23 protein-coding genes are annotated in these 26114 nt (G+C 62.0%); 9 read left to right on the forward strand and 14 right to left on the reverse strand.

The annotated features are described in order from the left end of the window. Window positions 1-52 precede the first annotated feature (52 nt). The gene (locus ACR3EK_RS04335) at window positions 53-718 is read left to right on the forward strand and encodes an outer membrane protein (RefSeq protein WP_480632767.1); all 666 of its coding nucleotides are present in this window, start codon (window positions 53-55) and stop codon (window positions 716-718) included. Between the two features lie 33 nt (window positions 719-751). Here the strand turns inward: ACR3EK_RS04335 and ACR3EK_RS04340 are convergent, their stop codons facing one another. The 4 genes from ACR3EK_RS04340 to cobS form a co-directional block, all read right to left on the reverse strand. After that, window positions 752-1096: a DUF427 domain-containing protein gene (locus tag ACR3EK_RS04340; protein WP_170357298.1), complete on the reverse strand. Its 345-nt coding sequence runs from the start codon at window positions 1094-1096 to the stop codon at window positions 752-754. A 78-nt stretch (window positions 1097-1174) separates the two neighbouring features. Then, entirely contained in the window at window positions 1175-2965 is a 1791-nt protein-coding gene (locus ACR3EK_RS04345) for an aminopeptidase P family protein (RefSeq protein WP_480632768.1), read from the reverse strand. Between the two features lie 84 nt (window positions 2966-3049). Next, entirely contained in the window at window positions 3050-4927 is a 1878-nt protein-coding gene (cobT, locus tag ACR3EK_RS04350; RefSeq protein WP_480632769.1) for a cobaltochelatase subunit CobT, read from the reverse strand. Window positions 4928-5052: 125 nt separating this feature from the next. Continuing rightward, window positions 5053-6039, reverse strand: coding sequence for a cobaltochelatase subunit CobS (gene cobS / locus ACR3EK_RS04355; RefSeq protein ID WP_093964859.1), 987 nt, complete (start codon window positions 6037-6039; stop codon window positions 5053-5055). Window positions 6040-6707: 668 nt separating this feature from the next. Between cobS and ACR3EK_RS04360 the strand changes: the two genes are divergently transcribed. Then, window positions 6708-7547: a Hint domain-containing protein gene (locus tag ACR3EK_RS04360; RefSeq protein ID WP_480632770.1), complete on the forward strand. Its 840-nt coding sequence runs from the start codon at window positions 6708-6710 to the stop codon at window positions 7545-7547. Window positions 7548-7552: 5 nt separating this feature from the next. Here ACR3EK_RS04360 and ACR3EK_RS04365 read toward each other — a convergent pair whose 3' ends face one another. Continuing rightward, window positions 7553-8173 (reverse strand): J domain-containing protein, encoded by a 621-nt coding sequence (locus ACR3EK_RS04365; RefSeq protein WP_480632771.1) that lies wholly within the window; start codon window positions 8171-8173, stop codon window positions 7553-7555. Window positions 8174-8280: 107 nt separating this feature from the next. On the opposite strand from ACR3EK_RS04365, the gene ACR3EK_RS04370 reads away from it, so the two are divergent. Beyond that, on the forward strand, window positions 8281-8535 hold the full coding sequence (locus ACR3EK_RS04370) for a BolA family protein (RefSeq protein ID WP_093964863.1): 255 nt from the start codon (window positions 8281-8283) through the stop codon (window positions 8533-8535). Window positions 8536-8617: 82 nt separating this feature from the next. Beyond that, on the forward strand, window positions 8618-9007 hold the full coding sequence (locus ACR3EK_RS04375) for a DUF805 domain-containing protein (RefSeq protein ID WP_170340933.1): 390 nt from the start codon (window positions 8618-8620) through the stop codon (window positions 9005-9007). A 12-nt stretch (window positions 9008-9019) separates the two neighbouring features. Here the strand turns inward: ACR3EK_RS04375 and ACR3EK_RS04380 are convergent, their stop codons facing one another. The 6 genes from ACR3EK_RS04380 to pepN all read right to left on the reverse strand — a co-directional run bounded on the left by ACR3EK_RS04380 (window position 9020) and on the right by pepN (window position 16960). Then, the gene (locus ACR3EK_RS04380; protein WP_170441955.1) at window positions 9020-9487 is read right to left on the reverse strand and encodes a DUF4177 domain-containing protein; all 468 of its coding nucleotides are present in this window, start codon (window positions 9485-9487) and stop codon (window positions 9020-9022) included. A gap of 83 nt (window positions 9488-9570) precedes the next feature. Beyond that, on the reverse strand, window positions 9571-10827 hold the full coding sequence (gene pepT, locus ACR3EK_RS04385) for a peptidase T (protein ID WP_480632772.1): 1257 nt from the start codon (window positions 10825-10827) through the stop codon (window positions 9571-9573). Window positions 10828-10975: 148 nt separating this feature from the next. Continuing rightward, window positions 10976-12487, reverse strand: a complete 1512-nt coding sequence (gene gatB, locus ACR3EK_RS04390; RefSeq protein WP_170365804.1) for an Asp-tRNA(Asn)/Glu-tRNA(Gln) amidotransferase subunit GatB — start codon at window positions 12485-12487, stop codon at window positions 10976-10978. Between the two features lie 90 nt (window positions 12488-12577). Further along, window positions 12578-13771 carry a hypothetical protein gene (locus tag ACR3EK_RS04395; RefSeq protein ID WP_342355350.1) on the reverse strand — a complete coding sequence of 398 codons (1194 nt, stop codon included), beginning with the start codon at window positions 13769-13771 and terminating at the stop codon, window positions 12578-12580. A gap of 196 nt (window positions 13772-13967) precedes the next feature. After that, entirely contained in the window at window positions 13968-14411 is a 444-nt protein-coding gene (locus ACR3EK_RS04400; protein WP_170340328.1) for a hypothetical protein, read from the reverse strand. Beyond that, on the reverse strand, window positions 14408-16960 hold the full coding sequence (gene pepN / locus ACR3EK_RS04405) for an aminopeptidase N (protein WP_480632773.1): 2553 nt from the start codon (window positions 16958-16960) through the stop codon (window positions 14408-14410). Before pepN ends, ACR3EK_RS04400 begins: the two co-directional genes overlap by 4 nt. A gap of 215 nt (window positions 16961-17175) precedes the next feature. On the opposite strand from pepN, the gene ACR3EK_RS04410 reads away from it, so the two are divergent. The 3 genes from ACR3EK_RS04410 to ACR3EK_RS04420 all read left to right on the forward strand — a co-directional run bounded on the left by ACR3EK_RS04410 (window position 17176) and on the right by ACR3EK_RS04420 (window position 20741). Continuing rightward, window positions 17176-19311, forward strand: a complete 2136-nt coding sequence (locus tag ACR3EK_RS04410) for a malate synthase G (protein WP_480632774.1) — start codon at window positions 17176-17178, stop codon at window positions 19309-19311. Between the two features lie 36 nt (window positions 19312-19347). Beyond that, the gene (locus ACR3EK_RS04415) at window positions 19348-19773 is read left to right on the forward strand and encodes a GlcG/HbpS family heme-binding protein (protein WP_093964871.1); all 426 of its coding nucleotides are present in this window, start codon (window positions 19348-19350) and stop codon (window positions 19771-19773) included. Between the two features lie 188 nt (window positions 19774-19961). Further along, window positions 19962-20741: a gamma-glutamyl-gamma-aminobutyrate hydrolase family protein gene (locus tag ACR3EK_RS04420; protein ID WP_480632775.1), complete on the forward strand. Its 780-nt coding sequence runs from the start codon at window positions 19962-19964 to the stop codon at window positions 20739-20741. A gap of 64 nt (window positions 20742-20805) precedes the next feature. Here ACR3EK_RS04420 and ACR3EK_RS04425 read toward each other — a convergent pair whose 3' ends face one another. Both ACR3EK_RS04425 and ACR3EK_RS04430 read right to left on the reverse strand, forming a co-directional pair. Next, on the reverse strand, window positions 20806-23046 hold the full coding sequence (locus tag ACR3EK_RS04425; RefSeq protein WP_480632776.1) for a xanthine dehydrogenase family protein molybdopterin-binding subunit: 2241 nt from the start codon (window positions 23044-23046) through the stop codon (window positions 20806-20808). A gap of 3 nt (window positions 23047-23049) precedes the next feature. Then, window positions 23050-23514 carry a (2Fe-2S)-binding protein gene (locus tag ACR3EK_RS04430; protein ID WP_480632777.1) on the reverse strand — a complete coding sequence of 155 codons (465 nt, stop codon included), beginning with the start codon at window positions 23512-23514 and terminating at the stop codon, window positions 23050-23052. Window positions 23515-23613: 99 nt separating this feature from the next. Here ACR3EK_RS04430 and ACR3EK_RS04435 point away from each other — a divergent pair, with 99 nt between their 5' ends. Then, complete coding sequence (locus ACR3EK_RS04435) at window positions 23614-24192, forward strand: TetR/AcrR family transcriptional regulator (RefSeq protein ID WP_480632778.1); 579 nt, start codon at window positions 23614-23616, stop codon at window positions 24190-24192. Here ACR3EK_RS04435 and kynU read toward each other — a convergent pair. Then, complete coding sequence (kynU, locus tag ACR3EK_RS04440; protein ID WP_480632779.1) at window positions 24185-25378, reverse strand: kynureninase; 1194 nt, start codon at window positions 25376-25378, stop codon at window positions 24185-24187. The genes ACR3EK_RS04435 and kynU overlap by 8 nt on opposite strands. Window positions 25379-25576: 198 nt before the next feature. Between kynU and ACR3EK_RS04445 the strand changes: the two genes are divergently transcribed. Further along, window positions 25577-26026 carry a methyltransferase family protein gene (locus ACR3EK_RS04445; RefSeq protein ID WP_170450700.1) on the forward strand — a complete coding sequence of 150 codons (450 nt, stop codon included), beginning with the start codon at window positions 25577-25579 and terminating at the stop codon, window positions 26024-26026. Window positions 26027-26114 lie beyond the last annotated feature (88 nt).

Consider the following 26114-nt stretch of genomic DNA (forward strand, 5'->3'; position numbering starts at 1 on the left):
CTAGCCTGATTGAAGAATTATCCTTGATAGTCACTTTTATGGAGGTTTGAACATGTCTTTTGAACGGATTTCCTTGCTGACTGTGGTGGTTGCGGTTTCGATGATTGGTGCTGTCCCCGCACGGGCGCAGGATGCTCCGTACGTGACCGGCTTTCTCGGTATCACCGATATGGGCGACTATGATTTTGATTTTTTCCAGACAGTTCCTTCGGTCGTGGTTGGCCAAGGCACCATCACAACCGACAATGGCGTAACCTACGGTCTGGCCATGGGACTGCGTGTCGCACCGAATCTGCGGGCCGAGATCGAACTTTCATATGCTTCGAATGATACCAAGGAAATCGGTCGCCCGTTTACTCAGTATGACGGAAGCTTTGATGCGACCTTCGGGATGGCAAATCTTTGGTATGACGTCCCGGTACAGGGCAGGTTCAAGCCCTATGTTGGTGGCGGGCTCGGGTTTGCGCGCGTGTCCCACGACGGTCAGTCCGGTGCTGGCGTGACACTGGTCGATGACAGTGACACCGTCATTGCGGGGCAATTGGGGTTTGGCGGACGTTTTCAGGTAGGGGAACGCGGGAACATTGACATCGGGTACCGCTACAAGACGACCGGCGATCTTGATTTCGCCACGACCCAAGTGTTCATCCCGACAGATCTCGCGAATGGCCGCTACTCTTCGCACTCGCTCATTCTCGGATACAGCTACAGTTTCTGACAGACGTAGTTGAGGGCCAGGTTTGTCCAGCCCTCAAATCTGTTCGACCTTCACCGACTCCAGCGGGTAGAACGCAAGGTAGCCCTTGATTTGGGCAACGGCGGGTATCGGATCTTCATAGCTCCAGACCGCGTTCTGCGTCACGCTCGACTTGTTGACGATCGAGTAGTGCGTGGCATCGCCTTTGTGCGGGCAATGGGTCAACTTTTCGGTCTTGTCCAGAAAGGCCATCGCGATGTCTGCACGCGGAAAGTAGATGACGGGGGCCAGATCGCCTTCCAACAGTTCCAGGGCGTTGGTCGTTTCGCCCAGAATCGCGCCACCGGACCTGACGCACCACTTGCCAGGTGCTTTGCGGATCTTGATGTAATCTGTCATGTCTGCTCCTTCCCTCGTCGTCGCGGCCTCGTTGTGGTCAGGCCTTCGCCTATGCCCACAGTATGTGACAAACGGGTGTCACAAGGGCGCGGTTGCGGCATCCAACCACAGTTGCGCGGCATGTGACAGTCTTGGCCGGACTTTTTCCGCCACGTCCCGGTGATACGCGTTCAACCAATCACGCTCGGCACTGGTCAGCATGTCGACGACGATCAGGCGTCGATCGATGGGGACATATGTCAGTGTCCGCCAGCACAGCATCGCGCGCTCGGGGTCTGCGCCGGGCAGGGCGGGGGCCTCCTCAACAACCAGCAGGTTCTCAATCCGAATGCCGAAGGCACCTTCGCGGTAGTAACCCGGTTCGTTCGACAGGATCATCCCGGGCTCGAGCGGAACGTGGCTGACCCGCGCTAGGCGCTGTGGCCCTTCGTGAACGCTCAGGTATGCGCCGACACCGTGGCCGACGCCGTGATTAAAATCCTGGCCTGCGGCCCACAAAGGTGCCCGGGCGATGCACTCGATGTCTCGACCGGCCAGACCAACGGGCCAGCGCAGTTGCGACATCGCGATCATTCCCTTCAGAACCCGGGTAAAGCAGGTTTTTTCCTCGTCTCCCACCGTGCCGATGGGGATCGTCCGGGTGATGTCCGTGGTACCATCCAGATACTGCCCGCCGCTGTCCAGAACCAGAATATGACCGTCCTCAAGCCGGCTGTCGGTTTCTTCGGTCACTCTGTAGTGCATGATGGCGCCGTTTGGCCCGGTGCCCGCAATGGTGTCGAACGAGATATCCTGCAACGCATTGTCGCGCCGCCGGTTCTCCTCCAGCTGTGTGACCACCTGCGTTTCAGTCACGCTGCCGGGGGGTTGGGCATCCAGCCAGCACAGAGTTTCGATGACGGCGGCGGCGTCACGAAGATGCGCGGCGGCGCTGCCGGCAATTTCGGCTTCGTTCTTGCAGGCCTTGGGGCGTGCGCAGGGGTCGCCACCGTCCACAACCCGGTCGCCAAGCACATCGGCAACGGCTTGCGGCAGAGTTCCCATGTCCACTTGCACCGCGCCCTCAAGCGCCGCAACAGCGTTCAGGAACGCGTCGGGTTCGCGGATCGAAACGCGCGACCCCAGATGCTCGTCCATCCCCTTCAGCTTTTTTGCGGCCATGAACAGGTCCACGTGCCCGTCGGCCTGCAAAATCGCAAACCCATGCGCAACCGGGTTATATGGGATGTCTGACCCGCGGATGTTCAGCAGCCACATGATCGAATCCGGCAACGTGATGACGGCAGCCGACCTCCCGTTCTGAGCCAGAACCGAAGCCAGCCGCGAAACCTTGCTTTCGGCGCTTTCGCCTGCAAATTCCAGCGGGTGCACCTTGACCGGGTTCATTGGCGGTGGTGGCTGGTCGGACCAGATGCGGTCCACAAGATTGTCTGACGGAACCAACTGGATCCCGCTATTCTGCAGTTCGGCCCGGGTTGCCGTGATCTGTCCGGCGGAATGCAGCCACGGATCGAACGCCACCCGCCCTCCATCGGGCAACTGTTGTTTCAACCACGCCGAAAGGCTTACGTCGGGCCACGGTACCGGCGTGAAATCGGGCGCCACCTGCGCCTTGACCTGAGTGCGATACCGACCATCCACAAATACGCCGGCCACGTTTCGCAGCGCTGCGCAGAACCCGGCAGAACCAGTGAATCCGGTCAGCCAGGCCAGCCGCCCGTCGCGGGCGGCCACATATTCGCCCTGATGCGCGTCGGCACGCGGGACGATGAAGCCATCCTGTCCTTCGCGCTCCAATTCTTTGCGCAGCGCCGCCAAACGTGGCGGCCCCTGTTCGGGTCGCGCCGTGACTTCGAAAGACTGGAACATCTGCATCTCCTTCGGCTCACTACAGGTCTTGATCGCCTGCCTTCACCTTTCTTTTAAATGCTCTCGCTGGAGGCAAGACCGGCCTCATCCGGCCTTTTTCATGCCCATCACGCGGGCCCGCGCGCGCGGGTCGCTGTCGAACAGCGCGGCCAATTGCTCGGTCATCGCTCCTGCCAGCTGTTCGACATCGGTAATCGTGACCGCGCGATCATAATAGCGGGTGACGTCGTGGCCGATGCCGATGGCCAGCAACTCGACCATCTTGCGCTTTTCGACCATGGCGATGACATCGCGCAGATGCTTCTCAAGGTAGTTGGCGGGGTTCACGCTGAGTGTTGAATCATCGACCGGAGCGCCATCCGAGATCACCATCAGGATCTTGCGCTGTTCACGACGCGCCAGCATCCGGCGGTGGGCCCATTCCAGCGCCTCGCCGTCAATGTTTTCCTTCAGCAGGCCTTCTTTCATCATCAGGCCAAGGTTGGGCCGTGCGCGGCGCCAAGGCGCGTCGGCGCCCTTGTAGACGATGTGGCGCAGGTCATTCAGGCGGCCGGGTTGCTGCGGTCTGCCGTCGTTGAGCCACGCCTCACGCGCTTGTCCACCCTTCCATGCCCGCGTCGTGAAGCCCAAGATCTCGACCTTCACGTTGCACCGTTCCAGCGTGCGGGCCAAAACATCGGCGCAGATCGCTGCAATGGAAATCGGCCGTCCACGCATCGAGCCAGAATTGTCCAGCAACAGCGTCACCACGGTGTCGCGGAACTCGGTATCCTTCTCGACCTTGAAGCTGAGCGGTGTCGTGGGGTTGGCCACCACCCGCGCCAGCCGACCGGCATCCAGAATGCCCTCTTCGCGGTCAAACTCCCAACTGCGGTTCTGCTGTGCCTGAAGGCGGCGCTGCAGCTTGTTGGCCAAGCGGCTTACAGCGCCCTTCAGCGGCTCGAGCTGCTGATCCAGATAGGCCCGCAGCCGTTCCAGTTCGGCGGGTTCGGCAAGGTCCTCGGCCGCAATCTCTTCGTCATGCGTGTTCAGATAGACCATGTAGTCCGGATCGGCCTCGGAGGCGGGCGGTGGGGCGGGCGGCTCCAAAGGCGCTTCGCCCTCGGGCATCTCGGCTTCTTCACCCATCTCGTCATCGGCCATCTCGTCCATCGAGACCTGCGCCTGAGACTGATCCTGTTGCTCTTCCTGAGTTTGCTCGGGCGTCGCGTCGGCGTCCTGGTCGTCTTGGTCGTCCTGGCCGGTGCTGTCCGGATCGGGCTGTTCTTCGGCGTCTTCCTCGGCCTGATCTTCCTGATCTTCGTCCAGTTCGTCCGGGTCGTCACCCAACTGGTCGCCATAGCCCAGATCCTTGATCATCTGGCGGGCGAATTTGGCGAATTCGGCCTGATCCGAGAGCACCTCGTCGAGATTCTCCAACACACCGCCGGCCTGTTCCTCGATGAACCCGCGCCACAGGTTCATGACGTTCTCGGCTGCAGCGGGCAATTCACGCCCCGTGGCCAGATGACGGATCAGATAACCCGCCGCCACCGCAAGCGGTGCCTCGGAGGGTTGCTTGCACTGGTCATAGCCGCGCCGCAACGCCTCGTGGCCGATCTTGACGTCAATGTTCGAAGCCGTGCCGGGCATGTCCCGGGCGCCCATCGCTTCGCACCGGGCGGTTTCCATCGCTTCATAGAGGTCGCGCGCCATATCTCCGGGAGGCGCATAGCGCGCATGCGTCGCATCGTCATGGTAGCGCCGGTTCAGCGCGAGGGCATCTGCGGTGCCCCGCGCCAAAAGAACCTCTTCGCGTGTCATTCGACGTGACACCTGCGGCAGGCGCATCGAGTCTCCGGACAGGCCCGACGGGTCGACGGAATAGCTTACCGACAACTCGGGATCATCGGCCATGACCTTGGTCGCCTCGGCCAGAGCCTTCTTGAACGGATCAGCAGGGTTGTCGTTCTTCTGCGCCATATCTATCAGCCCTCACTCACGCCCTTAGGCCCGACGCCCGGTCGAAGTGACCGGACCCCGTCTTCATCTGGTCCCCGATGTCCCCGCCGGGGGCGTTGCGCCCGAACCGGGCGCAGCCGATGCCATCAACCCAGGCTCACGCTGGCCGCGCTTTCCGGCAGTTCTTCATCAAAACAACGCTGATAGAACTCGGCAACGGTCTGACGTTCCAGCTCGTCGCATTTGTTCAGGAAAGACAGGCGGAAGGCGTAGCCCACGTCGCGGAAGATCTCGGCGTTCTGCGCCCAGTTGATAACGGTACGCGGGCTCATCACGGTCGACAGATCGCCGTTCATGAACGCCGTCCGGGTCAGGTCGGCAACGGTGACCATCTGGCTGACGGTCTTGCGGCCTTTTTCGGTGTTGTAATGCGGCGCTTTGGACAGAACGATCATGACCTCGGCGTCGTGGCTGAGATAGTTCAGCGTCGCCACCAGCGACCAGCGGTCCATCTGGGCCTGGTTGATCTGCTGAACGCCATGATACAGGCCGGTGGTGTCACCAAGGCCCACGGTGTTGGCGGTGGCGAACAGGCGGAAATAGGGGTTCGGCGTGATGATCTCGTTTTGATCCAGCAAGGTCAGCTTGCCGTCATGCTCCAGAACCCGCTGGATCACGAACATCACGTCGGCGCGGCCTGCATCGTATTCGTCGAACACGATGGCCACAGGGTTGCGCAGCGCCCAGGGCAGGATGCCCTCGTGGAATTCAGTCACCTGTTTGCCATCACGCAGCTTGATCGCATCCTTGCCGATCAGGTCGATCCGGCTGATGTGGCTGTCCAGATTGACGCGCACGGCCGGCCAGTTCAGTCGCGCAGCGACCTGCTCGATATGGGTCGATTTGCCGGTGCCGTGATAGCCCTGGATCATCACCCGGCGGTTGTGGGTGAACCCGGCCAGAATTGCCAGCGTGGTTTCGGGATCAAACTTGTAGGTAGGGTCGATTGCCGGAACGCGGTCGCTGCTTTCGGCGAACCCTTTGACGGACATATTGCTGTCGATCCCGAACACGTCACGGACCGAGATCTCTTCGGTGGGTTTTGCGTTGATATCGGTCGATCCGTCAGCCATTCGCCTTGTCCTTATCCTTTGGCCCGTTTTGCCGGGTTTGAACCCGTGTGTGGTGCAACATATTGCAGATAAGGGCAAGGGAAAGCGGCCCCCTTGGAAAGGTGAGCAGGTTTTTCTTTCAAACTGGCCCTATTGACGCGCGGGCGATCCTTGGTCGCGACGCGTACCAGGTGCAGGTCAAGCCGCGTTTGTCAACAAAGGCACTGCGGCCTGTTCGGACGCACATGCCGATCCATGTGTCGGAAATGCTGTATGCAGGTAAGTATTCAATAATCCAAATGTTGAAAATGACCTTATCAGACATATGAAAAATGGTCTCATGGGGCTTTTTGCAAGTTGCTCAAGCACACAGCAGATTTCTTTGCTAGTCGCGAGCCAGAACTGTCAGGTGGCAATACCAGACGTCGAGATGGCAGTTTCTGGATTCAGCGTCATCCTAAGGACGTGTAGAAACTAGGCAGGGCAACACTTTCGGCGAACGGGAAAGTGACCTCGGGCAAATGCCACAAGAAATCGTCACAACTTGCGGCTCGTCACGTGCAGATATTGAAATGTGTTGTGGAGGTGGTACACTATTTCGGACTTAGTTTAAGTAAAAGGTTGCCATGGCTTTAGTAATTACCGGTCCAACGAGGATTTTCTTTCCTCCGAACACGGACACATTTTCTGTGGACTACGACTCCAGCAAGCCAGCGTCTTGGTTTGTATCTGTAACAGATGACGGACTTCTTTCCCCTTCAGATTACTCGGTTACGATTTCCAGTGCTGGTTTACTAACAGTGGACCTGCAGCCGGGGGTTATTGTTCCCCCAAATACAACTCTGAGTTTGATCGTCAGAGCCTCCAGCGGGCCTGGAAATGGCAACAATGCCTCGATTGGGGTAACCGTTAGGTTGCCCGCTGGAACGGTGCCGTGTTTCGTGAAAGGGACATTGATTGAAACTGAAAGTGGCTGTCGCGCTGTTGAGGAACTCGCTGTTGGTGACAAAGTGCGTGCTTCCAGTGGTGAACTGCTACGCATCGAGTGGATCGGAGAGAAGACCCTGCAGGCAGAAGCTTTGAAGCGAAACCCCCAGTTACGTCCGGTTTGCATTCAGAAAGGTGCATTCGGAAAAGGACTGCCTGACCGAGATTTGTACGTTTCTCCACAACATAGGATTGTCGTGGAGGGTTGGCGCGCAGAGTTGCTGTTCGGAGAGCCAAAAGTTTTCGCCGCGGCAGTTCATCTCGTTAACGATCATACAATTCGCCAAGTAAATACGTATGATCCCGTTACATACTACCATATTGCTTGCTGTCGCCACGCGATACTGTTGTCGAATGGTTTGCCAACTGAAAGTTTGTTCTTAGGTGAAATGGCGGTGATGTCCTTCGATCGGGAAGATGCCGAGGAACTCCGTGTGCTATTTCCCGAACTGCGAAACGCGGCATCCGCTTTTGAGCAAACGCGCCTACGTTGCCTAAAACGCCCCGAAGCTGCTGCGTTACGCGATACGTTCGCGCACTAAAACCGCTATTTGAAGTTTCTGCTGTCCTTGATCTGATCCCAGGCCCAGACGACTTCCTGCAGCTGTTCTTCCTGGCTGCGGTCGCCGCCGTTCATGTCCGGGTGCAGCACCTTGATCAGCTTTTTGTAGGCTTTGCGAACTTCGGCCTTGGTCCAGGTGTCCCTAGCTTCGAGGATTTCGATCGCACGACGCTCAGTAGGCGGCAGGCGACGGCCTGTTGCGGCCCGACCGGGGTTCTTGGTCGCGTTTTCGCCCAGAACCTGATGCGGATCTTCGATGCCAAGCCGGGCCCAGGCCCGCGCCTCGGGGTCGCCCATGGGCTTGGTTTCGCGTTCCCACACTTTGTCTTTCGACCGTTGGGCGTTCAGCTCGGCCTCGGTGGTGCCGTCGAAGAAATTCCACTTCTGGTTATACTCGCGCACGTGCTGCTGGCAGAACCAGAAAAAGTCGTCCAGCACATCCGGTGCCTTGGGCGCGCGGAACTTGCCGGCTTCCTGGCATCCTTCGTGGTCACAGACCCGGGTCGAGGTCTCGGACGCGCCCGACATGCCCCGACGCCCGCGCGGATTTTTCTTTTTGGCGCTGGACACCGACATGTCGAATCCGAAGGGATCTGATTTCACCATATGCTCATCCTCATGAACGCGTCTTTTCGACTCGGAGGCAGCAGTTTAATCTAAGTGATCGAAAGTAGAAGAGGGGCGCGGCAAAATATTTGCCGCTGAGCGTAAAAATGACCGTGACCGACGAAATCCGCCAGCGACTTCAGGCCGAGTTCAACCCGCGTGAGCTGGAAGTCGTGGACGACAGTGAACGCCATCGCGGCCACGCAGGGTTTCAGGAAGGCGGCGAAAGCCACTTCAATGTCCGAATTCGCGCTGCCGCGTTTCAGGGGCAGTCCCGCGTTGCGCGTCACAGGGCCGTTCACAAGGCCCTGGGCGACATCGTTCCGCGCATCCACGCCCTGGCTTTGGACATCGGTGATTGAAGCCTTCCGCCCGACTTTTCCGATTATTGTCGGTTTTTTCCAATAATCTGCTATGTTTCCCGTGATTTGCGCGGAGGAAACTATGGAACAGATGAGCCACGCCGTTCGTACGGTGCTGTCAAAATACGCAACCTTTCAGGGGCGCGCGCCGCGCTCCGAGTTCTGGTGGTGGGTGTTGGCGCTCTTTTTGGTGCTGGTTGTCACACAGTTGATAGACGGTGCGGTGGTGGCGCCTTTGCTGGGCTTCGATGCCTTCGCTTCGGAAGCCGGTCAACCGCTGTCGTGGCTAGTCTCGTTGGGCGTGATCGTGCCGAACATCGCGGTGGGTGTGCGCCGTCTGCATGACACCGGGCGGTCCGGTTGGTGGATCCTGATCGGTTTGATTCCGCTGATCGGTACGCTGATCCTTCTGTATTTCTACATTCAACCCAGCGAGCAGGCCGAAAACGCCTACGGTGCCGCGCCGGCCTGACGGGGCCTTCGCCTAGCTGTCGGGCTTTTCTTTCTCTTCCTCGGCATCCGCTTTGGGGGCATCTTCTGACTTGGCCGGCTTCAGCGTCAGCGGCGGGTCGTCATGATCCTGCGCGATGCGGGCCGGAGCCTCGACTTGACCCGCCGCAGCCGCATCGTCCGGGCCAGGAACCGGCCGTGCCAGTGGAGTGTCATCCTCTTCTGGCGGGGTCAGGAGGGCGGCGACGTCATCGTTGGCGACTTCGGTTTCGACCGCACGGCGAAACACCAGAACATTGCGCCAGTTTTCCGCGGTTCCGGTCAGGCCGACCCGCTCCTCGCTGGGCAGCAGCTCGGCGCGCTGGTACTCCCAGCCTTTCGCACCCAACTCGTTCAGCAATTGCTCGATGGTGACGGCAAACCGGCCCTCGGGTGTTTTGACCCCTTTGGCTTTGGTGCCTTTCTTGGGGGCCGGGACGACCTTGTATTCGTAACGCTGCATCAATGGTTCCTGAACTGGTGTTGGCGGGCAATGTATCGTTCCGTCCGGGACGGGGAACAGAAAACTTCACGCCCCGGCGAATTTCAGCCTCGACTGTTGCTTTCCCCATGCGTCGCCTTTGAGGCGATCTTCAGGCACAGCTCGGTCGCCACCGCCATGTCCTGGACCGAGATCCACTCCAGCGGCCCGTGGATGCATTGCATCCCGGTAAAGATGTTGGGGCAGGGGGTGCCAAATTCGGTCAGGCGCGACCCGTCGGTGCCGCCGCGGATCGGAACCGAGACCGGCTCGATCCCCATGTCACGGCAGGCCTCGCGCGCCAGATCTACCGGTGTCATGTCCTTTTCCAGCCAATAGCGCATGTTGCGGTACTGGTGGCTGATCTCGACGCTGATCTTGGCGCGCGGTTCGCTGGCCTGTACTGCATCACAGACCTTGTGCACCAGCTCGCCCTTGGCTTCCAGCCCGTCCATCTCGAAGTCGCGCAGGATCAGCTTGATCTCCATCTCGGACGAGCCGCCGTTCAGGTCGGTCACGTGGATGAACCCTTCGCGCCCGTCGGTGACTTCGGGGGTCATGGTGGCCTGCGGCAGCGTCTGCACGATCTTGGCGGCCAGGTGGGTCGCGTTCACCATCTTGTCCTTGGCCAGGCCCGGGTGAATCGAAACGCCCTCGATCCTGATCACCGCCCGGTCGGCCGAGAAGCTCTCGTATTCGATCTCGCCCAGTTGCTGACCATCCAGCGTATAGGCGAAGTCGGCGCCCAGATCCTTGGGAAGCGCCTCGGTCACGCCGCGGCCGATTTCCTCGTCGGGGGTAAAGGCGATGCGGATCGGTCCATGCGCGATCGTCCTATCGGCCAGCAGGTGCCCGGCCATGGTCATGATGATCGACACGCCCGCCTTGTCGTCGCCGCCCAGTAGCGTGGTGCCCGAGGCGGTGATCAGGTCGTCGCCGACCTTGCTGGCCAGATAGGGATGCTCGGCTGGGGACAGCACCAGCGACGGATCGTCGGGAAAGGTGATGTCGCCGCCATTGTAGCCCTTGATGACCCGCGGCTTGACCCCGGTCGCGTTGAACTGCGGCGCGGTGTCCACATGGGCCAGAAAGCCGATGGTCGGCCCCGGCGCGGTGCCCGGAATGGTGGCCAGAACGACGCCATAGCCCGTCATGGTCACATCCTGCGCGCCCATTTCGGTCAACTCCTGCCGCAGCAGGTTCAGCATGTCGTACTGGATTTCGGTGCTGGGGGTGGTGGGCGAGTTTTCGTCGCTCTGGCTGTCGATGGCCGCATAGCGAACCAGCCGCTCCTCCAGCTCCTGGTCAAATCTGTTCTGCATGGCACCTTACCTCTCTGGCCAAGACAAAGGCCGCAACCGGCCGCCCGAGTCAAGCGCCGCCTCGAGCCTGGAAGGCGTCAAGAACTCCGGGTAAAACTTTGAGCAACCGGGCAAACCCGGCTGCCCGGCCTGTACAAATGGAAAGACCTTATTGGCCCAGCTTCTGCGCAACCAACTGGTTGACCGCCTTGGGGTTGGCCTTGCCGCCGGTGGCCTTCATCACCTGTCCGACGAACCAGCCGGCCAGCTTTGGGTTCACCTTGGCCTTCTCGACTTGGGCCGGGTTGGCAGCGATGATCTCGTCCAAAGCAGCCTCGATGGCACCGGTGTCGGTCACCTGCTTCATGCCGCGCTCTTCGACGATCTGCGCCGGGTCGCCGCCTTCGGTATAGACGATCTCGAACAGGTCCTTGGCGATCTTGCCCGAGATGGCGTCCGAGGCGATCAGGTCGATGATCTCACCCAGCTGCGCGGGCGAAACCGGCGAGTCGGTGATGTCGCGGTCGTCTTTCTTCAGGCGGCCGAACAGCTCGTTGATGACCCAGTTCGCGGCCAGCTTGCCGTTGCGACCCTTGGCGACCTCTTCGAAGTACACGGCCGATTCAACCTCGGCGGTCAGCACCGAGGCGTCATAGTCAGTCAGGCCAAAATCGTTGATGAAACGGGCCTTTTTCTCGTCCGGCAGCTCGGGCAGCTTGGCGGCGATGTCATCGACCCAAGCCTGCTCGATCTCAAGCGGCAGCAGGTCGGGGTCCGGGAAATAGCGATAGTCGTGCGCCTCTTCCTTGGACCGCATCGAGCGCGTCTCGCCCTTGTCGGGGTCATACAGGCGGGTCTCCTGCTCGACCTTGCCGCCGGCCTCGACGATGGCGATCTGGCGACGCGCCTCGACCTCGATGGCCTGCTGGATAAAACGCATCGAGTTCATGTTCTTGATCTCGCAACGCGTGCCCAAGTGCGAAAAGTCCTGCGTTTCCATGTATTTCTCATAGTCGCCCGGACGGCAGATCGACACGTTCACGTCGGCCCGCAGATTGCCGTTCTGCATGTTGCCGTCGCAGGTGCCCAGATAACGCATGATCTGGCGCAGCTTGGCGATGTAGGCGGCGGCCTCTTCCGGGCCGCGGATGTCGGGGCGGCTGACGATCTCCATCAGGCAAACGCCGGTGCGGTTCAGGTCGACGAAGGACATGTTCGGATCCATGTCGTGGATCGATTTGCCTGCGTCCTGTTCCATGTGGATACGCTCGATGCGCACCATGCGCGCGGTGCCGTCGCCCAGTTCCACCAGAACTTCGCCTTCGCCCACGATCGGGTGATACAGCTGGGAAATCTGGTAGCCCTGTGGCAGGTCGGGATAGAAATAGTTCTTGCGGTCAAAGGCCGATTTCAGGTTGATCTGCGCTTTCAGGCCAAGACCCGTGCGCACTGCCTGTTCCACGCAGAATTCGTTGATCACCGGCAGCATGCCCGGCATGGCCGCATCCACGAAAGACACGTTCGAGTTCGGCTCGGCCCCGAATTTGGTCGATGCCCCCGAGAACAGCTTGGCATTGGACGAGACCTGCGCGTGCACCTCCATCCCGATCACCAGTTCCCAGTCGTGCTTGGCACCGGCGATGGTCTTGGGTTTGGGCAGTTCATAGGTCAAGTCGAGCATGGCGCGCCTCATTTCCGCAGAAGTTCAGGCATGGGTATTATGCCCGGCAAGGCCAAGGGGCAAGGGGCAAAGGGCGCCGAGACGCAATTCTCAGTGGCTGGTCAGTTGCAGACCTGAAGGCGTGAAGGTCACGTCGGTCCCGTTGCGCAATTCCTCGCGGAACAGATCACCGATGGCGCGCAAGGCGTCACGCTGTCCACGTGCCGCGAACCGCTCGGGTGAGTTGACGCGGACCGAGTTGTTGAACCCGTTGGCCGCGTGGGCCCAGATAAGCGGGTGCAGTTCGGTCAAATGATCGCGGATCAGCCATTGGGCGGCCTCCCGGATTTGGGACCGGACCAGATCGGCCTTGTCATCCAGACCGAACCCATTCTGCACCGTGATCGCGCAATACGAGGCCAGCAGATTGATCGTTTGCTGGTCCGGCATCCGTTGCACAATGTCGCGCAGACCTTCCAGAAAATACTCGACGTCCAGCCGCGCGCAGGCTTGTTCATCCAAGGCAATTGCGTCGAACTGAACCCACGTGTATCCGCCGGCACCCCACGTGTCGCGCGTGTTCGCGGCATTGCGCAGGGCCTGCACCTCAAGCTCTTCATAGCTGCCGAACCATCGCGGCAGCAGGTGGCTGCCCATCGCGCGCATGTGTCGATGGTTTCGCGGATCCAGCGAAATAAGGCGTTCGTACTGATCCGCCACCCGGGCCCGCTGGGTGCGCTGACCAGCCAGCAGGGCACAGTCGGCGGCGGCGACCACAGGGCTGTCCGGCAGCGCCTTGCGGCACTCGGGCAGGATGGCTGCAGCCCGGTCAAAATGTGCAGCACAGCGTGAACGATGCAGCGGCGGTAGCGCCGCGTCCAGAGCCGTGCCACGCCACGCCCATGCCAGATCGATGTGGGCCAGAGCGACGATGAGAGCAATCATCGGATCATCGGGATGATCCTGTTTCACACCCTCAAGCTCGGAAATACCGCCTAGCAGGTCGTACTCGGCGATCGCACCGCCGTCGGACAGCGCGTGTTCGGCGGCCAGGACAACATCCGATCGCGCGCCAAATGCCAGAAGATCGGCGATGGGCAGCCCGTCCGGGGCTGTTGTCCGCGCTTGGTCCGCGGCCCGGATCTCGGTTGACAGTTCGGCCCAACGATCCTGCCGAGCAAGATGGCGCCCGCGTTCGATCATGTCCCGCCCGATCAGGTCAGCCGCACCCAGTTCCGCAACGGGAATATTGAGACGCCCGACATCTTCCAGACAGCGGGAACCCGCGTCCGAAACCGGAGCCACGTGAGTTGATATGGGATTGATACGGGCAAGACCTGCCCAGAACGACCGGAACATCGAAAACACTCGAAACTGTACAAACTTGTTAACTAGCGATGAATTCTGAACCGGAATTGTGACCAGTTCAAGGATTCTAACATTAAACTTTCTGCTTCAATGGATCAGACAGGATCAATCTACGCGGATTCCGTGAATCGTTTCAGAAAACCGTGAAATGGTGCCGATCAACCCGGAAGCCGGCTTGTTGCAGCGCCTGTTCCAGCTGTTTGTGCGGCGGTAGGGACTCGTCCGGCAGGCGCAACCGCTTGCCGCTGGTCAACACAATCGAAACGCGCACGGAAAAATCCCAGCGCGTGTCGAAGCGGAAGAAGTCGATCTCGGTCAGGTCGATCTCGCCCTGCCGCGCGCCCGAATGCCAGCTCAGTTTGGCCGGGTCCAGGTTCAGCCCGGCATCGGTGTCGCGCAGCACGTCCCACAACGCGGGCAGGGTGCCCAGCGCCAGCAACCCGATCAGCCACCAGGCCGCGCCGAAAACCAGCACAAGTGCCAGCAGCCCCGCATAGACAGCGGCCAGGATGGCGATGCTGCGGGGCGACCGGTTGTGTCGGGTAAAGCGAAACCCGGAGCCCTCGGGCGCCGTCATGCCCCGAGGATGCGCGAGATCATCTCGGTCGTGTCGCGCGACAGGTTCGGGGTTTCGGCGATGCGGGTCAGTTGGGCGCGGATCAGGTCCTGACGGTCGGCGTCATAGCGTTTCCAGGTCTGGAAGGCGGTGCACATGCGCGCGGTGGTCTGCGGGTTGACCGGGTCCAACCGGATCAGCCAGTCGGCCAGCAGGGCGTAGGCCTCGCCGCTGGCGTGGTGGAACCCGGCATGGTTCATTGCCAGCCCACCCATCAGCGCACGGAACCGGTTGGGGTTCTTCCAGTTGAAATCCGGATGCTCGGACAGGGCGCGGGCGATCCGCGGCGCATCGTCCGGGGCGGCCAGCGAGGCCTGAAGCCCGAACCATTTGTCCAACACCAGCCGGTCATGGCGCCATTGGTTGTAGAATGCCGCCAGTTCCGCCTGACCTTTGCCAGCACGCAGCAGGCAGGACAAAGCGCTAAGCTGCAGGGTCATGTTGTCGGCCTTGGCATAGACCTCGGCCGCCATCGCCCCGCCGTCCAGCCGGGTGGTCAGGGCCAGCGCGGCGCTGCCCAGGGCGCGCTTGCCCGCCTGTTCGGCATCGGGCGAATAGGGGCCGTCCACCAGCGCCTCGGAGTGCAGGCGGGGCAACAGGTCTTGCATGTGCTGGGCGGTGGCCTGGCGCAGGGTCTCGACCGCGCGCCAGATCGCCATCGGGTCGGGCGTTTCGCCCTGTTCGTGCAGCGCGGCGGCCAGTTCCGACTGGGTCGGCAGGCCCAACATCAGCGCGCGATAGGCCGGGTCCAGTTCGGCGTCGCGCAGAACGGCCAGCAGACCATCCAGGTATTCGGCATCGGGGGCCGCGTCCTGGGTGATCATGCGCAGCAGGGTATCCTGCGCCAGCGTCCGTCCGGCCTCCCAGCGGTTGAACGGATCAGTGTCATGGGCCAACAAAAACGCGCGTTCGGCGTTTGGGCGGTCGTGTTCAAGGATCACCGGCGCCGAGAACCCCCGCAGGATCGAGGCGACGGGCCGCGCGGCCAGCCCCTCGAAGGTGAAGCTCTGGCGCGCTTCGGTCAGTTCCAGGACCTCGGTGCCGCGCACCTCGTCGCCATTCGGGCCCAGCAGGCCCACGGCCACGGGGATCACCTGCGGCAGCTTTTTGGGCAGGCCGGGCGTGGGCGGTGTGGTCTGGGACAGGGTCAGGGTATATGTGCCGTCGGCCCAATCCTCCTCGACCTTCACCCGGGGCGTGCCGGACTGGCTGTACCAGCGCTTGAACTGGGTCAGGTCGCGGCCGGTCGTGTCCTCGAACACTTTCAGCCAGTCCTCGATCGTGCAGGCCTGCCCGTCATGGCGTTCGAAATACAGATCCAGCGCTTTGGAATAGGCCTCGTCCCCCACCAGCGTATTCAGCATGCCGATCACCTCGGCGCCTTTTTCATAGACGGTCGCGGTGTAGAAGTTGTTGATCTCTTGAAAGCTTTCGGGGCGCACGGGGTGCGACAGCGGCCCGTTGTCCTCGGGGAACTGGCGCGCGCGCAGGTCGATCACGTCATGGATGCGCTTGACCGCGGCCGAGCGCATGTCCGAGGTGAACTGTGCGTCGCGGAACACGGTCAGCCCCTCTTTCAGGCACAGCTGGAACCAGTCGCGGCAGGTGATGCGGTTGCCGGTCCAGTTGTGGAAATACTCATGCGCGATGATCGCCTCGATCCGTTCGAAATTGGCATCGGTCGAGGTTTCAGGGCTGGCCAGTACCGCCGACGAGTTGAAGATGTTCAGCCCCTTGTTCTCCATCGCGCCCATGTTGAAATCATCCACGGCGACGATGTTGAACACGTCCAGATCGTATTCGCGGCCATAGACATCCTCGTCCCATTTCATCGACCGCTTCAGGGCTTCCATGCCGAAGGCGCATTTGCCCTCGTCCCCGGGCCGGACCCACAGGTTCAGATCCACATGCCGACCCGATTTGGTGGTGAAGCTGTCGGAATGGGCAAGCAGGTCACCGGCGACCAGAGCGAACAGATAGGCGGGCTTGGGCCAGGGGTCGGTCCATTCGGCCCAGCCTTCGCCCTTGCCCGTCGGGTTGCCGTTGGACAGCAGCACCGGCAGGTCGCCGTTGATGCGCACGGTGAAGGTGGTCATCACGTCGGGCCGGTCGGGATAGAAGGTGATTTTGCGGAACCCCTCGGCCTCGCACTGGGTGCAGTACATGCCATTGGACATGTAGAGCCCTTCGAGCGCGGTGTTGTTGCCGGGGTCGATCTCGACCTCGGCCTCCCAGATGAACGGCGCGTCGGGGACGCTGGCGGTCAGGCCTTTGTCGGTGACGTCAGGAGTGATCGGGGTGCCGTCGATGCTGGCGCGGATCAGTTTCAGGTCTTCACCGTGCAAAAAGAACGTGCGGTCGGTGGCCTGCGGATTGGGCCGGAACGCGATGCGCGATGTCACGCGCGTTGCGTGCGGGGCCAGATCGAAGGTCAGGCGAACGCTGTCGACCAGAAAACCGAAGGGCGAATAGTCGGACAGGTAGATCGTAGTGGGGGCGGCGTCGCGCATCTGGGGCCTCGTGTCGGTGTGTTCCCGCGCGACGTTAGGAGGATCGCCGTGGCGCTGCAAGCAGGCGGGTCAGGGCGGCATTACCTTGTACGGTTTGAAGCTGTTTCAGCCGGAATGGAAGGACGGATTGATGCAGCGGCAAGTTGCCTATCGGAAACAATGCCCCTAATTGAAGACTGCATACAACGGCACACGATGGGCAGGAGATTCGAGTCATGAACGGCAGAGCTATCCGGAGCGGATTGGACGTAGATCAGGTTCTGATCGATTTCATCGAGGAACGCGCGCTTCCCGGAACGGGCGTTGAGCCCGATGCATTCTGGGCTGGTCTTTCGCGGATGGTGTCCGAGTTTGGCCCAAAAAACCGAGATCTGCTGCAAAAGCGCTCGGATATCCAGGGCAGTGTCGACGCGTGGCACCTTGCGCGCAAAGGGCAACCCATCGACATGGCCGAGTATCAGGCGTTCCTGCGCGAGATCGGCTATCTGCTGGATGAAGGCCCCGATTTCCAGATCGACACGGCGAATGTCGACCCCGAGATCGCCGCGACGCCCGGCCCGCAACTGGTGGTGCCGATCACCAATGCGCGTTTTGCCCTGAACGCGGCCAATGCCCGCTGGGGCAGCCTGTATGACGCGCTGTATGGCACCGACGCGATGGGCGACCTGCCGCAGGGGGGCGGCTATGACGCGGCGCGCGGTGCGCGGGTGATCGCGTGGGCCAAGGCGTTTTTGGACGAGGCCGCGCCGCTGGCCCACGGTAGCTGGGCCGATGTGGCCGGTCTGAAGGTCGAAGGCGGTGCATTGGTCCCGGCGCTGGCCGAACTCGGGAAATTCGTGGGCTTCGGCGGTGCGGCCGAGGCCCCGGACTTCGTGCTGCTGAAGAACAACGGCCTGCACATCCAGATCATGATCGATCCGTCCAGCACCATCGGCGCCTCGGACCCGGTGGGCATTTCCGACGTGCGCCTGGAATCGGCCCTGTCCACCATCATGGACTGCGAAGACTCGGTGGCCTGTGTCGATGCCGAGGATAAGGTCGTGGCCTACGGCAACTGGCTGGGCCTGATGAAGGGCGATCTGACCGAAGAGGTCACGAAGGGCGGCCGGACCTTTACCCGCAAACTGTCCGAGGACATCGCCTTTACCCGGCCCGACGGATCGGCCGGCAGCCTGAAGGGCCGGTCGCTGATGCTGGTGCGCAATGTGGGCCACCTGATGACCAACCCCGCCGTGCTGGACGCCGACGGCAACGAGATCGGCGAGGGGCTGATGGACGCGCTGTGCACCACACTGATCGCCATGCATGACCTGCAGCGTGATGGCGGCAACTCGGTCCACGGCTCGGTCTATGTGGTCAAGCCCAAGATGCACGGACCCGAAGAGGTGGCGTTCTCGGTCGAAATCTTCGGCATGGTCGAGGATATTCTGGGCCTGCCGCGCAACACCGTGAAACTGGGCATCATGGACGAGGAGCGCCGGACTTCGGTAAACCTTAAGGAATGCATCCGCGCCGCGAAATCGCGCGTGGCCTTCATCAATACCGGGTTTCTCGACCGGACGGGGGATGAAATCCACACCTCGATGGAGGCCGGGCCGATGCTGCCCAAGGGCGACATGAAGAATACGCCGTGGATCCAATCCTACGAGGATCGCAATGTCGATATCGGATTGGCCTGCGGACTGAAGGGTCGGGCGCAGATCGGCAAGGGCATGTGGGCCATGCCCGACCGGATGGGCGAGATGCTTGATGCCAAGATCGGCCACCCCATGGCCGGTGCGACCTGCGCCTGGGTGCCGTCGCCCACCGCAGCGACCCTGCACGCGACCCACTACCACAAGGTGGACGTTCTGGCCCGTCAGGACGAGATCGCCGCCGGAGGCCCGCGCGGCACGCTCGATGATCTGCTGACCATCCCGCTGCTGGGCGGCCGCAACCTCAGCAACGATGAAATCACCCGCGAGATCGAGAACAACGCGCAGGGCATCCTGGGCTATGTCGTGCGCTGGGTCGATCAGGGCGTCGGCTGCTCGAAGGTGCCCGATATCAACGACGTGGGTCTGATGGAGGATCGCGCCACCTGCCGGATTTCGAGCCAGGCGCTGGCCAACTGGCTGCATCACGACGTGATCGGCGCTGATCAGGTTATGGCCGCAATGAAGAAGATGGCCGCCGTGGTCGACCGCCAGAACGCGGACGACCCGGCCTATCGGCCCATGGCGCCGGGGTTCGACGGCATCGCCTTCCAGGCCGCCTGCGATCTGGTGTTCAAGGGGCGGGTGCAGCCCTCGGGCTATACCGAGCCGGTCCTGCATGCGCGGCGGCTGGAACTGAAAGCCAGTCAGGGCTAGAACCGGGGCAGACCACCGCAGACAGAGGAAAATATCATGTCGGTTTCACTCAGAAAGGCCCGCACCATCATTCGCAAAACCCTTGAGAAAGGGCGCGAGATGGACCTGAAACCCCTGTCGGTGGTGGTTCTGGACGCCGGCGGCCATGTCATCGCCTTCGAGCGTGAGGACGGCGCGGCCCCCGGCCGGTTCGCGATTGCCCATGGCAAGGCCTATGGATCGGTCATGCTGGGCATGGCAGGCACCGCCCAGATGCAGCGGGCCGAGGCGCAGGCCTATTTCATGGCCGCGGTGAACGGGGTCTATGGCGGGCAGGTCGTTCCGGTTCCGGGCGGCGTGCTGCTGCGCGACCGCAAGGGCGCGGTGATCGGGGCAGTCGGGGTAACCGGCGACACCTCGGACAACGACGCCGCAGCCGCCATGGCCGGGATCGAGGCCGCCGGGCTGACCGGCGAGACCTGATCTGCACAAGCGCCGTTCCGCCGCGGCCGCATCTTGCGGGAAATCGGTCAAGTAATCTGCGGAAATCGGGAACAATATGTGCGTATCTGAACACGTCCTTGCGCCATGGTGCAGGGCGTGTTTTCTTGCACGTTATTGAAGGGGCGGATAATTTCCGACCAGTTCAAGTAAAACAGCAAGGTAGCACAATGTCCCGACCCGTCGTTGGCATCATCGGCAATTCGTATCTGATGAACGACCAGTACCCCACCCATGCCGGGGGGACGATGAATTCGGACGCGGTCGCGAATGTCTCGAACTGTCTGCCGCTGCTGATCCCGGCCGATCCGCGCTATGTCGACGTGACCGAGTTGCTTGAGGTGTGCGACGGGTTCTTGCTGACCGGTGGCCGCCCCAACGTTCACCCCGAGGAATACGGCGAGTCGGCAACTGACGCACATGGCGAATTCGACCGGGCGCGCGATGCCATCACCCTGCCGCTGGTACGGGCCTGCGTGGAACGCGGCCAGCCCTTTCTGGGCATCTGCCGGGGCTTCCAGGAGGTCAACGTGGCCATGGGCGGCACTCTGTACCCGGAAATCCGCGATCTGCCCGGCCGGATGAACCACCGCATGCCGCCCGATGGCACGCTGGAAGAGAAATTCGCCCTGCGCCATGTGGTCAAGCTGACCGAGGGCGGGGTGTTCCACCGCCTGTTCGGTGCCAGTGAGGTGATGACCAATACGCTGCACGGGCAGGGCATCAAGACGGTGGGCAAGGGCGTGGCGATCGACGGCCACGCGCCGGATGGTACGCCCGAGGCGATCTATATCCAGGATGCGCCCGGGTTCACCCTGTCGGTTCAGTGGCACCCGGAATGGGATGCCGCGAATGACCCGGTGTCGCGGCCTCTGTTTCAGGCTTTCGGCGACGCGGTGCGGGCTTGGTCGGCAAGTGCAATGCCGACGCCGGTGCGGCAATCGGCCTGACAATCGGCTCTCGGATTTCTTCAAAAGACCGGCGCGGCAATCACCGCGCCGGTCTTTTTTCGTTTCACACCAGCAGGTTGAACTGCTTGTTGAGCGGCAGGGTCCGAGCGCGCTGGCCGGTCAGGTCAAACAGCGCGTTGCCAAGCGCCGGCATCGAGGGCGGCGTGCCGGGCTCGCCCGCGCCACCCATGAAGCGGTTGGTTTCCAACACCTGAACCTCAACCTGCGGCGCGGTGTGCATGCGCAGCGCGTCATAGTCGGGGAAGTTCATCTGTTCGACCTCGCCATCGGCGAAGGTGATCTCGCCGTAGCAAGCCGCCGACAGGCCATACATCATGCCGCCGAACATCTGCGCCTTGACGTTTTCAGGGTCCAGCGCCAGCCCCATGTCGCAGGCGAACCAGGCCTTGCTGATGCGGATGGTGCCGTCTTCGTCGACCACCTCGATCACCTGCGCGACCGGGGTGCCGAAGCTGTAGGTGAAGGCCACGCCGCGCCCCACGCCATCGGGGGTCTTGCCCGTCCAGTCGGACATGTCGCGCACCGCCTCGAGGCACCCGGCCGAGGGCGCGTGTTCGTCGCGCATCAGCTCCAGCCGGAACTCCAGCGGGTCGCGTCCGGCGGCATGGGCCATCTCGTCGATGAAGGTCTCGTGGAAAAACCCGTTGTGGCTGTTGCCGACCGAGCGCCAGAAGCCCACCGGGATCTTCAGATCGGCGATATGGCCGCTCATGCGATAGTTGGGCACCGCGTAAGGCTGGTTGAAGAACCCTTCGACCAGAACCTTGTCCGGGCCAGCGCCGGGCATTCCGGTATAGCGCTCGACGGCCTGCTGCGTGCAGGACTGCGCGGCGACCGCACCGTCGATCAGCACTGCTTTGCCATCCTGAACCGCACCGCGCATCCGCGCCATCGCACCGGGACGGTAGTAGTCGTGACGCATATCCTCTTCGCGGCTCCAGGTCGTCTGGACCGGAGTGCCGGGCATTGCCATGGCCACCTTGGTTGCGATTTCGCCGAAATCCAACTCTCCGCGGCGACCGAACCCGCCGCCCAGATAGGTGGTGTGGATTTGGACGACTTCGGTATCCAGACCCGCGGTGTTGGCAACGCGGAACTGTATCAAGGTAGGCGCCTGGTTCCCGCACCACAGTTCCAACGCGTCGCCGGTGAACAGCGCGGTGGCATTCATCGGTTCCATCGTGGCGTGGGCCAGGTAGGGGACGGTGTATTCGGCCTCGATCACTGTCGCGCCTTCGGGAACGGTGCTGACATCGCCATCATCGCGCATGGTCGAGTTCGGGTCCGCGTCGAAGGCCTTGGCGATCTCGGCAAAGATGGCGTCAGTTTCGGGCGGATAGGGGGCTTCGCCCCAATCGACGTCGATGGCCTCGACCGCCTGGTCGGCAAGCCAGGTGTTGGTGGCAATAACCGCAACACCGTTGCCCAGATCGACAACCTTTTCGACACCCGGCATTGCCTTGGCGGCGCTGTCGTCGAAACCGTTCATCTGGCCGCCCAGCTTGGGGTTCATCCGGACGCTGGCGAACTTCATGCCGGGCAGGCGCACGTCAACGCCGAACTGGGCGGTGCCGGTGGCCTTTTCCACCATGTCCAGACGCGGCAGGGTCCGGCCCAGATAACGCCACTCGGACGGGTCGCGCAGCGGAGCTTCGATGGGTTCCATCTGCGCCACATCGGCGGCCAGCTCGGTATAGGCGATCTTGCTTCCATCGGGCGCGATGACATGGCCCGAAGCGGTCTTCAACTGAGCCCGATCCACCCCCAACCGGTCGGCGGCGGCCTGTTTCAGCGTCTCGCGGGCCGAGGCACCAGCCGCGCGCATCCGCTCGAACCCGTCCTTCATCGAGGTCGAGCCGCCGGTGACCTGCAGGCTGAGCGCCTTGCCGATCACGCCCAGGGCCTCGCCCAGGTTGTGCTGGAAGTTCGAGACGTCATAGCCCTTGTTGGGCAGGCTCTCGCCGATCAAGGCCGAGTTGTAATAGGCCGCCGCCGCAGGTCCGTGCAGAACGGTGGCCTGATCCAGATCCACGTCCAGTTCCTCGGCGATCAGGGCGGCCCAGGTGGTTTTCACGCCCTGGCCCATCTCGGCGCGCGGCGCAAACAGGGTCACGCCGTTCTGGTCGATCAGGATGAAGGGGTTCAGGGCCGCTTCGCCGTCGCCCGGTTTCAGCGGGTTCTTGGCCGGGCGGTTGACGTAATAGACGCCGAAAGCCACGCCGCCGACGATGGCGGCAGACCCGATCAGGAAGGTGCGGCGCAGGATTTTTCCGATACTGGCCATGGATCAGGCCTCCTTCAGCTTGGCGGCGGCGTCGTGGATCGCGGCGCGGATGCGGGGGTAGGTGCCGCAGCGGCACAGGTTGCCCTGCATAGCCTCGTCGATTTCTTCGTCAGAGGGGGCAGGGTTTTCAGCCAGCAGCGCGGCGGCCTGCATGATCTGCCCCGACTGGCAATAGCCGCATTGCGCGACCTGATGGTCGATCCAGGCCTGCTGGATCGTGGCCAGGTTGTCGGGCGTCCCCAACCCTTCGATTGTGGTGACCTCGCCCCAGACATCGGATAGGGCAACCTGGCACGAGCGGACGGCCTCGCCGTCGATCTGCACCGTGCAGGCTCCGCAGGCGGCCACACCGCAGCCGAACTTGGTTCCGGTCAGGCCCACCTCGTCGCGCAGCACCCACAGAAGGGGGACATCGTCGGGCAGATCGACCTGATGTGGCTTTCCGTTGATCGTCAGCGTGGTCGCCATGGCGCACCTCTTTTGGCTGTGGCTGGTGTCTGACATAATTGATGAAAAATGTCAGTGCGTCAATTGACAATTTCGCGCGAAACTGTCAGAGGTCAATTCATGGCGGAAAAACTGGATGATATACGGGCAAAGGCGATCCTGACTTCGGCGTTTCAGGCCTTTTCCGCCTATGGGTTCCGCAAGACCTCGATGGATGACATAGCGCGTGGCGCGGGTATGTCCCGTCCGGCGGTCTATCTGCATTACAAGAACAAAGAGGCCATCGTTCGCAGCCTGACACAGGCGCATTACGCCGAAAAGATCGCGGCGGTGGCGCAGGCGCTGCAGGGCGACGGAGCGGTGTCCGAGATCCTAGCGCGGGCGATTGACGCGCAAATCGCCGGGATGGCGGCCATTCTGGCCTCGCCACATGGGCTTGAGATGCTGGATACCAGCAAGTCCACAGCCGCCGACATCGTGGCCGAGGGCGAGGCGGCGCTGGCGGCTCTCTACGCCGAATGGCTAAAGCGCGAACTGGCGGCCGGTCGCGTGCGCCTGCCGGACGGTCCGGCCGAGACCGCGCGGACCATCACCGCCGCACTGAAGGGGATCAAGATGACCGCCTCGAACGCTGATGAGTTCGAGCAGCGCATTGCCCAGCTGACCGCGCTGATCGGCGCGGGGCTTGAGGTCAGGTAACCCGCTGCCGGATTTTGTATTCCGCTTTGTCCCACAAACGGTTCTGCATGATGTCGGTCAGAATATCCACGGCGCGTGTCACGTCGCCTTCGTCGATATACAGCGGCGTGAAGCCGAACCGCATGATGTCGGGCGCGCGGAAATCCCCGATCACGCCGCGGGCGATCAGGGCCTGCATCGCCGCGTACCCGTCGGCAAACCGGAACGAGACCTGGCTGCCACGCATCGCGGGGTCGCGGGGGCTAGCCAGTTCCAGATCGGGGCAGGTGGCCTCGACCTGCTGGATGAACTGTTCGGTCAGGGCGATGGACTTGGCGCGCACATCATCCATGTCGGCCATGTCCCAGATATCCATCGCCGCGGCCAGCGCGGTCATCTGGATTACGGGCGGCGTGCCGACGCGCATGCGCTCGATGCCCGCGCCGGGGCGATAGTCCAGGTCGAAGGCAAACGGCGCCTGGTGCCCCAGCCATCCCGACAGGGCCGGGCGCGCGGTGTCGGACCATTTCGGCGCGACATAGATGAAGGCCGGGGCGCCCGGGCCGCCGTTGAGGTATTTGTAGGTGCACCCCACCGCGAAATCGGCGTTGCACCCGGCAAGGTCCACCGGGATGGCCCCGGCAGAGTGGGCCAGATCCCACACCGTGATGACGCCCCGAGCATGGGCCAGATCGGTCAGCGCCTTCATGTCATGCCTGCGGCCGGTGCGATAGTCGACCTCGGTCAACATCAGCACGGCGATTTCGTCGGTGATGTGCTCGGCCACGGCCTCGGGGTCCACGGCCCGAAGCTCGTACTCCTCGCCCAGCGAGCGCAGCAGCCCGTCAGCCATGTAGAGATCGGAAGGGAAGTTGCCATTGTCCGACAGGACCACCTTGCGCCCCGGGTTCAGCTCCAACGCCGAGGCAACCGCCTGATACACCTTGATGGACAGCGTGTCGCCCACCACGACCGTGCCGGGCGCGGCGCCGATCAGGCGGCCGATCCGATCGCCCAGGTCGGTCGGCATGCCCATCCACCCGGCTTTGTTCCACCCGGTGATCAGCATCTGACCCCATTCCTCGGTCAGCATCTTCTGCACCTTCGCGGCCGCCGCCTTGGGCAGAGGACCCAGCGAGTTGCCGTCAAGGTACAGAACGCCTTCCGGCAGGTGGAACATGGCTTTGGTGGCGGCGAAGTCGGTCATGATAAATCCCGGTGTTTTCTTGTGTCCGAACCGGGGTATCGGATCGGTGCCGGGCTGTCCACGCCCGCCTGTTTGTGGCCCGGGTGCACAATATTCGACCGCAAGGCCAAGATGCTTTGCCATCGGGGTCTGAAAGCGGTAGGACTTGGCCCGGAAGCGACATGTGTCGGTGCATGTCGTCGTTCAAAAGGGATGCTCATGCGCCGTATCGACGTACCGCCACTGTGGCTTTTGGGCTTCGCGGTGTTGGCCTGGTTGCAGGGCCGTTATCTGCCGCTCGGCCTGTCGCTGGAAGGTGGGTTGACCGACCTGCTAAGCGGGCTGCTGATCGGTGGAGGTATCCTGCTGGCGGTTCTGGCAATCGTCGAATTCCGCCGCCACCGTACGACGGTCATTCCGCATGAAACACCCACCGCAATGGTGCAATCGGGCATCTACAAGCGCAGCCGCAATCCGATCTATCTGGGCGATGTCCTGATCCTTGCCGGGTTGATCCTGCGCTTCGATGCGGTTCTGTCGCTGGTTTTGGTTCCTGTGTTCGTCTGGGTATTGGAACGGCGGTTCATCCTGCCCGAAGAGGACCGCCTGCGCCGCACCTTCCGTGCGGATTTCGCGCGTTACGAACGCAAAACCCGTCGGTGGATCTGAAATGCGCCGACCCGTGACACAACGTAATGAATGCTGCGCTTGCGAAATAATGTTGCGCAGGATAGATCTTTGCTTAACAAACAATACC

This window comes from Ruegeria sp. BC8 (assembly GCF_056535705.1).